The organism is Oceanisphaera sp., from assembly GCF_048268965.1.
In the GTDB taxonomy this organism is placed as follows: Bacteria; Pseudomonadota; Gammaproteobacteria; order Enterobacterales; family Aeromonadaceae; genus Oceanimonas.
Map to the genome: position 1 here is coordinate 168141 of NZ_JBLWUK010000003.1, position 8824 is coordinate 176964.

Consider the following 8824-nt stretch of genomic DNA (forward strand, 5'->3'; position numbering starts at 1 on the left):
CTTTAAACATTATAAAAAAAGGCCTGTCGATTGCTCGACAGGCCTTTTTACGATGCAGTTAAGCGGTGATTAGCCGTTTAAGCGCTTGTCGTTATGGCGACGCGGTGAACGCGGCTTGCGGTCATCGTGGGCGCGGAAGCTACGACGTGGCAGTGGGCCACCTTCATACTTGGCCAGGTTCAGAGGACGCTGACAAACGCGAACGTTTTGCAGTACCTTCTGCACTTCCGACGTCATGCCCTGTGGCAGGTCAACGGTAGAGAAGTCGTCGTGGATCTGAATCTGACCAATGTAACGGGATTCCAGATCCGCCTCGTTGGCAATGGCACCCACCAGGTGGCCTGGCTTAACGCCGTGCACACGACCTACCTCAACGCGGAAGGTTTCCATGGCTACGTCGTTGTCACGGCCACCAGAGCGAGGCGAACGTGGACGGTCGTTACGCTCACGGCTTTCACGCACGTCCGGACGACGGGCGGCCATGGGACGATCTTCCATGAACAAAGGACGGTCACCCTGCAGCAAGCGAGCTAAACCGGCCGCCAACTGTGAGCTATCCAGGCCTTCTTCTTCCAAAGACGCAATCATTTCAACGAACGGAGCCAAAGATTTCTCGTCGGCTTCAACACTCACACGCAGACGAGATTTGAAGCGCTCGGCACGGATCTTGTTGATTTCGTCTGCAGACGGCATCTGCATTTCTTCAATGGGCTGGCGAGTATGACGCTCCAGGTTGTACAGACCGCGCTTTTCACGACCGGTAACAAACAGGATTGCATCACCTTCGCGACCGGCACGACCGGTACGGCCGATACGGTGTACGTAAGATTCGTTGTCGTGGGGCATATCGAAGTTAACGACATGACTGATACGCTCAACGTCCAGACCACGAGCCACAACATCGGTAGCCACCAGAATGTTCAAACGACCATTTTTCAGACGCTCGATCACTTTTTCACGCAGTTTCTGCGGAATGTCACCGTGCAGGGCTTCACAGGCGTGGCCTTCCCGCCCCATCATCTCTGCCAAGTCTTCGGCGTCTTTACGAGTACGCACAAATACCAGCATGGCATCCATGTCTTCGGTTTCCACCAGGCGACACAGGCCTTCATGCTTGTTCATGCCACGTACAAACCAGTAACGCTGACGAATGCTGGAGTTGGTACGGGTCTTGTTTTCAATGCGTACTTCTTTTGGATCTTTCAGGTACTTTTGCGCAACACGCTGAATAACCGGCGGCATGGTAGCCGAGAACAAGGCAATCTGGCGGGTAGCGGGAGTTTGTTCCAAAATCCACTCTACGTCGTCGATGAAGCCCATACGCAACATTTCATCGGCTTCATCCAAAACCAGCGCTTTCAAGCCGTCCAGTTTCAGGGTGCCACGGCGCATGTGGTCCATTACGCGACCCGGGGTACCCACAACGATGTCAACACCGCGCTTGAGAGAACGAATTTGCGTATCGTAAGCCTGACCACCGTAGATGGACATGATACGAATATCTTTGCGGTATTTGGCATAGCCTTCAAACGACTCGGCAACCTGGATGGCCAGCTCGCGAGTAGGTGCCAATACCAGTACCTGAGGGGTAGCATTGCCACCGGTGATGGTGCTCAGCAGCGGCAGTGCAAAGGCTGCGGTTTTACCAGTACCGGTTTGTGCCAGGCCCAAAACGTCACGGCCTTCGAGCAAAGTGGGAATAGCGGCAGCCTGAATAGCAGAAGGCGTCACATATCCGGCATCGGACAGTGCTTTTAAGACTTCAGGGGCCAGACCCAGTTCGGTGAAGGCAGGGGCGTTTGCAGCAGGTACAACAGAAGTATTTGTCATTTAACAGTTCCGAATAAATAGAATGTCGGCGGACTGATACAGTAAAAGGCCAGGGACAACCCAAGCTCACTTGATTCGTGAGGGCTTCCCTTTTACAGAGTGTATACACACTAAGATTCACAAGGCTAATCTGGCCATTTTTGTCTCAACACCGCCATGGTTAACGTTCTGGTAAAAACCAGCCCGTCTTTCTCATCATGGATGTCGATCTGCCAGACTTGTGTCGTCGCGCCCAAATGGAGGGGACGTGCGTTCCCGGATAGGGGACGCGTCGTTTGGCGCGGACGTGATTTGCGTTAATCTCCTGATAAACACAATATAACCCGCTTCAACGCACATATTTTGGCAGCTACATAAACCCAGGGTCTTGACGAATTCAACCATAAAAAGCTGAACCGCCATGTAGCATGCCGAATAGGCGGGTTATAACGACCTTAAGCAGCTCATAGATAGGCTTAAAAAGTCGTGACCCACATCACAAAAGGTCATGCCCAACTGGGCTGAGGGCGCATTATGTGCTAACTGGCAGGGAGTGTCCAGTGTTTTTATTGGTTAGGCGTGAAGGAAGCAAAGCTGAAGCGCTCAGCGGCGGAACATTCAAAGCCTAAAAGAGACAGATCATTTTTGCCACGGAACCCACAGAAACCACGGACGAAGAGCAGTAAGACAATAAGGATTAGGATGTTCAGCCTGATTAAGATTTTACTAATAAAATGCCTTTTCAGATCTGATCTCTATCTTTCCGTGGGTTCAGTGGATTCCGTGGCGAAGAAGTCTTTGGTCTTTAAAGGCAAACGCTCTCCAGAGTCCACTTAGTGCCGAGCGCTACTTTACCCTTTACGCCTCACTCTTCACTGCTTTCCATTCACTTTTCTGACGATAACAATCAGCAGTATGGCGCCAATGGTCGACATGATTAACGAACCGATGACACCGGTGGCCGCCAATCCCAGCAAGCGAAACAGCAGGCCACCGAAAAAACCGCCTACCAGCCCCAGCAGAATATTACCCAGCAGGCCAAAGCCCTGCCCTTTCATCAGCTTGCCGGCAATCCAGCCAGCCAAACCGCCGATGAACAATCCCAGTATCAACCCCATTTGTGCTCCTTGATGTGTTGCTCCGTTAGACGTAAAGGGTAAGGCGGGAGGGGGGGACTCCTCACGCCTCACACGGGTTTAAAGCAAGCTGAGCAAGGCTTGCACCGGGTGCTTGATGGCTTGCCCTTCTATCCGCTTGACCTGGCTGCGACATGAAAAGCCGGTGGCCATGCATCGCTCTTGTGGCAGCGCTCGCATCGGCTCGGCCCAGCTCATGGCATATAACTGCTTTGAGCCCGCCACATGCTCGCGTTCATGGCCATAAGTGCCCGCCATGCCGCAACATCCGACCGGAATGGCTTCCAGCCTGGCGCCCAGGTGGCTGAAAATACGCCCCCAGTCCTGATGGGTGCTCGGCTCTGCGGTTTTTTCACTGCAATGAGCAAACAGGTACCAGGGCTCTCCCTCCGGCGTCTGTGCCGGAAGCTGATCCAGTTGCTGTAACAGCCATTCCTGAGGCAGCAAAACCTCGAACTCGCCACGCGCAGACCCCAGCACCTTGTGGTATTCGTCGCGATAACACAACACCAATGACGGATCGACGCCCACCAGCGGAATATTCAGCCGGGCAAGGTGATTTAAAAACTGGGCGCTGTCGGCGGCCATGGCGGCAAAGCGGCGTAAAAAACCCTTTACATGAGCGGGTTTTCCGTTGGGTTTAAACGGCAACACCACCGGATTAAAGCCCAGCGTTCTGGCCAGCTGCACCAAATCGAAGACCACATTGGCATCGTAAAACGAAGTAAAGGGATCTTGCACAATCAGCAGTGTTTTGGCTTTTTGCTCGTCGCTCAACGCTTCCAGTGCGGCCATATCAAACGTCGTGGCGGCGCCTTTTTCCAACAGCTGGTTCAAACTGGGGCTGCTGACCTGAGGCATGTCGACCATGCCCAGCAGAGAGCTGGCCCCCGCCTTCACCAACTTGTTCTTCATGAGCGGATTAACCAGCTTCGGCACCTTGGCCATCCAGGGCGTATAGGTCTCTACCCAGGACACCATGTAATCCTTTGGCGGTCGCTGGTAACGCTGATGATAAAGCTGCAAGAAGCGCGCCCGAAAGGTGGGGACATCCACCTTGATGGGGCACTGGCTAGAGCAGGCTTTGCAGGCCAGACAACCGTCCATCGCTTCTTTCACCTCGTGAGAGAAGTCGTATTCGCCACGGTGTTTCTGCCAGCTGTATTTCACCCGCTCGACCAGGCCTTTCACACTGGCGCTGCGACTCATTATCGCCGCTTCTTCGGCCATGGGATCGAAGCCCTGGGCCGAGAGCTGGCGCAACCACTCCCTGACCAGTCCCGCCCTGCCTTTTGGCGAATGACGGCGATCCGCGGTCAGTTTCATCGAGGGACACATGGGAGAGCGTACATCGAAGTCGAAGCACAGGCCGTTGCCGTTACAGTCCATGGGCTGAACATAACTGTCGCGCACATTGACCGGAATTTGCCGATCATAAAACCCCCGCTTGGTGGCATCCACCGATACCAATTGATCCAGGCTATCGAGGGGGGTACAGATCTTGCCGGGATTCAACCGGTTAAAGGGGTCGAATGCGGATTTAATGCGGCGGAGTTCGGTAAACAGGGTTTCACCGAAAAAGGTCGGGCTGTATTCGGAGCGATAACCCTTGCCGTGTTCACCCCACATCAGGCCGCCGTATTTGGCGGTCAGCGCATTCACCTTATCGGAAATTGTACGCAGCATGACTTCCTGCTCGGGATCCGTCATGTCCAGTGCGGGGCGCACGTGTAACACGCCGGCGTCCACATGGCCAAACATGCCATATTGCAGCTGGTGTTCATCCAGCAAGGCGCGAAACTCAACGATGTAATCAGCCAGGTGCTCTGGGGGCACTGCGGTATCTTCCACGAAGGCAACCGGCTTGTTACGCCCCTTGGTATTCCCCAGCAGCCCTACCGCCTTCTTGCGCATGGCATAAATACGATTGAGTGACGCCAGATCGTCACAAACCTGATAGCCGATGATGCCGGCTTCGCCGCGCTCTATCAGGCCATCGAGCCGGGCACACAAGGCCTCCACCTTTTCACGCTGTGCGTCACCGTCCTGATCGGCATATTCGACCATGTTGAGGCCATCCATGACCTTGCCCGGCACGTCCTGAATCAGGTCGCTCACCGAATGCCAGATAATGTCTTCTCGCGCCAGCCCCAGCACCTTGGAGTCGACCGTTTCCACCGACAAGGCCTTGGCTTCGACCATCAGCGGTGCGTTACGCAACGCAGACTGAAAGCTGTCGTATTTGACGTTGACCAGGGTACGATAAGTGGGAATAGGCGTTAAATCGAGCCAGGCTTCGGCGATAAAGGCCAGCGAGCCTTCGGAGCCGCACAGGATGCGGGTCAGATCCAGGGTATGGCTGGCCTTGTCATAAACATGCTTGAGATCGTAACCGGTTAAAAAGCGGTTCAGCTTGGGGAAACGTTTTTCTATTTCACCGGCATGGTCGTTGACGCTGTGATATACGCAGCGATACAGCTCGCCTTCACGGCTGTCTTCTTCCAGCTTGGCATCCAGCGCCTCGCCACTGACGGGGCCGGTTTCAATAATGGTACCGTCCACCAGCACCGCCGTGACACCTAGCACATGATCCGAGGTTTTACCGTACACCAGAGAGCCCTGCCCCGAGGCATCGGTATTAATCATGCCGCCCAGGGTGGCACGGTTACTGGTAGACAAATCCGGGGAGAAAAACAGGTTGTGGGGGGCAACCAGCTGATTGAGCCGGTCTTTGACCATGCCGCTTTGCACCCGCACACGCCGTTCATCGGCACGAATCGCCAGTAGCTGATTAAGATGACGCGACAGGTCGACTACTATGTTGTCGTTCAACGACTGGCCGTTGGTGCCGGTACCGCCCCCTCTGGGAGCAAATTTGATGTCCTGATAAGCAGTCTTGGTTGCCAGGGTCAGCATGATGCTCAAATCCTGGGTTGAACGCGGAAAAACCACCGCCTGCGGAAGACACTGATATACGCTGTTATCGGTGGCCACGGCTAATCGACTGCCATAACTACGTTCAATGTCGCCACGAAAGCCGCTGGCGGCCAGTGCGTCGAGAAATGCAAAATAGGTGGGAGTTATCTGCTGTTGCAGATCTATCCTTGGGATCATAACGGCCTGTTCCCTGTATTTATATTTGAAAGTGCGCCCAGAGTGAAGGCCAGTATACAACAAAGAAAACCCGAGGTGTGAGGGAGGGGTGAGAGGTGAAGAGTGAAGCGTGAAGCGTGAAGCGTGGAGCCCCCCTTCACGCTTCAATGCTTATTCCCCTGCAAACCGGATCAGGTGAAAGTGTTTTTTCCCGCGGCGCAAGATCACATAATGCTGCTGGAGTCGCGCCAGTTCATGGGTGTCTGTACTGACCACGGCGCCATTAACCGCAATGGCACCGTTGGCGATCAGCTCTCTGGCTTGTCGGAGTGAGCTGGCCAGGCCAGTGTCCACCAGCAAGCGGCTGAGCGGAGGAGCGTCGACTCCCTGGATGCGGGTTAAGGGAATACCATCCTGCTCCAGCTGGGCAAACTCGGCCAGGCTCAACTGACTGAAGTCACCGCAAAACAGGGCCTGACTGATACGCTCGGCGGCAACAAGAGCCGCTTTGCCATGTACCAGCTCGGTCAGCTCACTGGCCAGCAGACGCTGGGCGACAGGCTTGGCTGCACTGATACTATCCTGGTGCTCAATCTCTGCAATGTCTGCGACCGAGCGCAAGCTGTAGTAACGCAAAAAGCGATAGACGTCGGCATCGGCGGTATTGAGCCAGAACTGGTAAAAGGCATAGGGTGACGTTTTGGCGGCATCCAGCCAAACGGTGCCGGTTTCGGTTTTGCCAAATTTGGTGCCGTCGGCCTTGGTGATCAGGGGTAACGTCAGGCCGAATACCTGCTGCTGATTAAGTCGGCGGGTGAGATCGATGCCGCTGGTAATATTGCCCCACTGATCGTTGCCGCCAATCTGCAGCGTGCAGCCCTGCTCTTTGTTGAGCACCGCAAAGTCATAAGATTGTAGTAGCGAATAAGCAAACTCGGTAAAGGATAATCCCTGATCCGGGCGTGCCAGGCGCTGCTTGACCGAGTCTTTGGCGATCATGGCATTCACGGAAAAATGCTTGCCGATATCCCGTAAAAAGGCGAATAAATCCAGCTTGCTCATCCAGTCGGCATTATTGAGCAGCTGTACCTGGTGGTTGTTTTCCCGGGCTTCCAGCAAATGGCCCAATTGTTGCTGCAAGTCGGCCACCCAGCCATTAACGGTGGTCTCGTCATTCAGGCTGCGCTCACTGGCTTTAAAGCTGGGGTCGCCAATCATGCCGGTGGCCCCTCCCACCAGTGCCACCACGCGGTGGCCCGCCTCTTTAAAGCGGCGCAACATCAATAACGGCACCAGATGGCCAATGTGCAAGCTGCCTGCGGTGGGATCGAAGCCGCAATAGATGACCCTGGGCTGCTGATTCAGGTGCTCCCCAAGGGCGGCGGCGTCAGACTGCTGGGCAATGAGCCCGCGCAGGCTCAGCTCCTGCAACAAGGTGTTGCAGGCATTGGGGGGTTGGGCCGAACCAGATGGCTCGGCATTCATGTTATTGACTGGCTGTGGTTCTACATCAGGCATGGTGAACTCTTTATGATAAACAAAGTTCAATCCTGCCCAGCTGGCGACCACTTGACTATGTCCTTTTTGGGATAGTTTGCGATAATAACCGCCACATAAAGCGAACAGCTGTAAGCTATAAGCTACAGCCCCTCAGCGAGTTGAGTTGAACCATGACGATAGCAAGTCATCACACATACGAGCAGGCACTGGCCAGGGCGATTGGTGCCATGGGGAGCGTGGCATTTGTTCGTCAGCTGGCGGCTCTGATCGCGACCCGGGTGAGCAGCGACTGCACCCTGATACTGAGTTATCGCAGTGGTGGGCCTGCGGTGTATCTGTACGATAACCTGCAACACAGGCGCGACTTGCTGTTTCAGCAATACTTGAACGGCGTCTATGCCGACGATCCGTTTTACCGTGCTCTTAGTCGCGGCTTGAATGAAGGGGTTTATTCACTGCGCACCTTGGTGGCCGAGCAGGGCATGGGCCCGGATTATATGGCTGGGTTTTACCAGGCCACCGGCTGGCAGGAAGAGCTGGGGCTGGTGTTGTCGTTACATAAAGATCAATGGGTCACGCTGTTTCTGGGCAGGATGGCAGCCGAGCCCTTTAACTCGGACGAACAGGCGCGATTGCGCCAGTTACTGCCCGTGTTGGGGGCTTTATGCCGTCAGCACTGGCCTGTGGAGAGTGAGGTCATGGCGTTGTCGCCGCCGGTCGAGGAGTCGTCTGCGCCGGGCTCGATGCGTGATCAGGTTGAGATGGCGTTGGCCAGTTTTGGCCGGGCACGCCTGACCCGCCGCGAGCAACAGGTCGCGGCCTTGCTGATACAGGGCCGGGACAATGATGCCATCGCACAAGAGTTGGGTATTGGGGTGGGGACGATTAAAAATCATCGCAAGCACCTTTACCGCAAGTTGCATGTCGACAGTCAGGCCGCACTCTTTGCCCACTTTCTTAATCATCTGATCACGCAGTAACTGTCGTGAGACGGGAGGGGTGAGGGGGAAACATGCCGTGCCGCCTGTTTATTCACACGGTTTTTGTAGTAGCTGCTTTAGCTGCTAAATCCGGCAACGCCGGATCTGATACACAGGTTCAAAGCAATACGGCAAGAGATGAAGCATGGGTGTCGAGACGTGGCTACGCCACATTGCACAGCTAAAACAGTGCCTAAAAAACCAAATAGAAAACCACCGCCCTTATGCCGTGTTATACCAATCTAAGTAAAAACATGATCTATTTTAAAGCTGAGTACCAGAGGAAACAGAGTCAACTCCCACGAC

At 54.7% G+C, this 8824-nt stretch carries 5 protein-coding genes and 1 pseudogene; 1 reads left to right on the forward strand and 5 read right to left on the reverse strand.

Features of this window, described 5'->3' with window-relative positions; all coding sequences use genetic code 11:
• Window positions 1–69 precede the first annotated feature (69 nt).
• The 5 genes and pseudogenes from ACN0VL_RS03290 to tyrS form a co-directional block, all read right to left on the reverse strand.
• The gene (locus tag ACN0VL_RS03290) at window positions 70–1830 is read right to left on the reverse strand and encodes a DEAD/DEAH box helicase (RefSeq protein WP_417614700.1); all 1761 of its coding nucleotides are present in this window, start codon (window positions 1828–1830) and stop codon (window positions 70–72) included.
• Between the two features lie 125 nt (window positions 1831–1955).
• A pseudogene (locus ACN0VL_RS03295) lies at window positions 1956–2379 on the reverse strand (hotdog fold thioesterase).
• 302 nt (window positions 2380–2681) lie between these two features.
• Window positions 2682–2927: a GlsB/YeaQ/YmgE family stress response membrane protein gene (locus tag ACN0VL_RS03300; protein ID WP_417614701.1), complete on the reverse strand. Its 246-nt coding sequence runs from the start codon at window positions 2925–2927 to the stop codon at window positions 2682–2684.
• 78 nt (window positions 2928–3005) lie between these two features.
• Window positions 3006–6059: an FAD-binding and (Fe-S)-binding domain-containing protein gene (locus ACN0VL_RS03305; RefSeq protein ID WP_417614702.1), complete on the reverse strand. Its 3054-nt coding sequence runs from the start codon at window positions 6057–6059 to the stop codon at window positions 3006–3008.
• Between the two features lie 150 nt (window positions 6060–6209).
• Window positions 6210–7523 (reverse strand): tyrosine--tRNA ligase, encoded by a 1314-nt coding sequence (tyrS, locus tag ACN0VL_RS03310; RefSeq protein WP_417614708.1) that lies wholly within the window; start codon window positions 7521–7523, stop codon window positions 6210–6212.
• A 185-nt stretch (window positions 7524–7708) separates the two neighbouring features.
• On the opposite strand from tyrS, the gene ACN0VL_RS03315 reads away from it, so the two are divergent.
• Window positions 7709–8518: a response regulator transcription factor gene (locus ACN0VL_RS03315; RefSeq protein WP_417614703.1), complete on the forward strand. Its 810-nt coding sequence runs from the start codon at window positions 7709–7711 to the stop codon at window positions 8516–8518.
• Window positions 8519–8824: the final 306 nt, after the last annotated feature.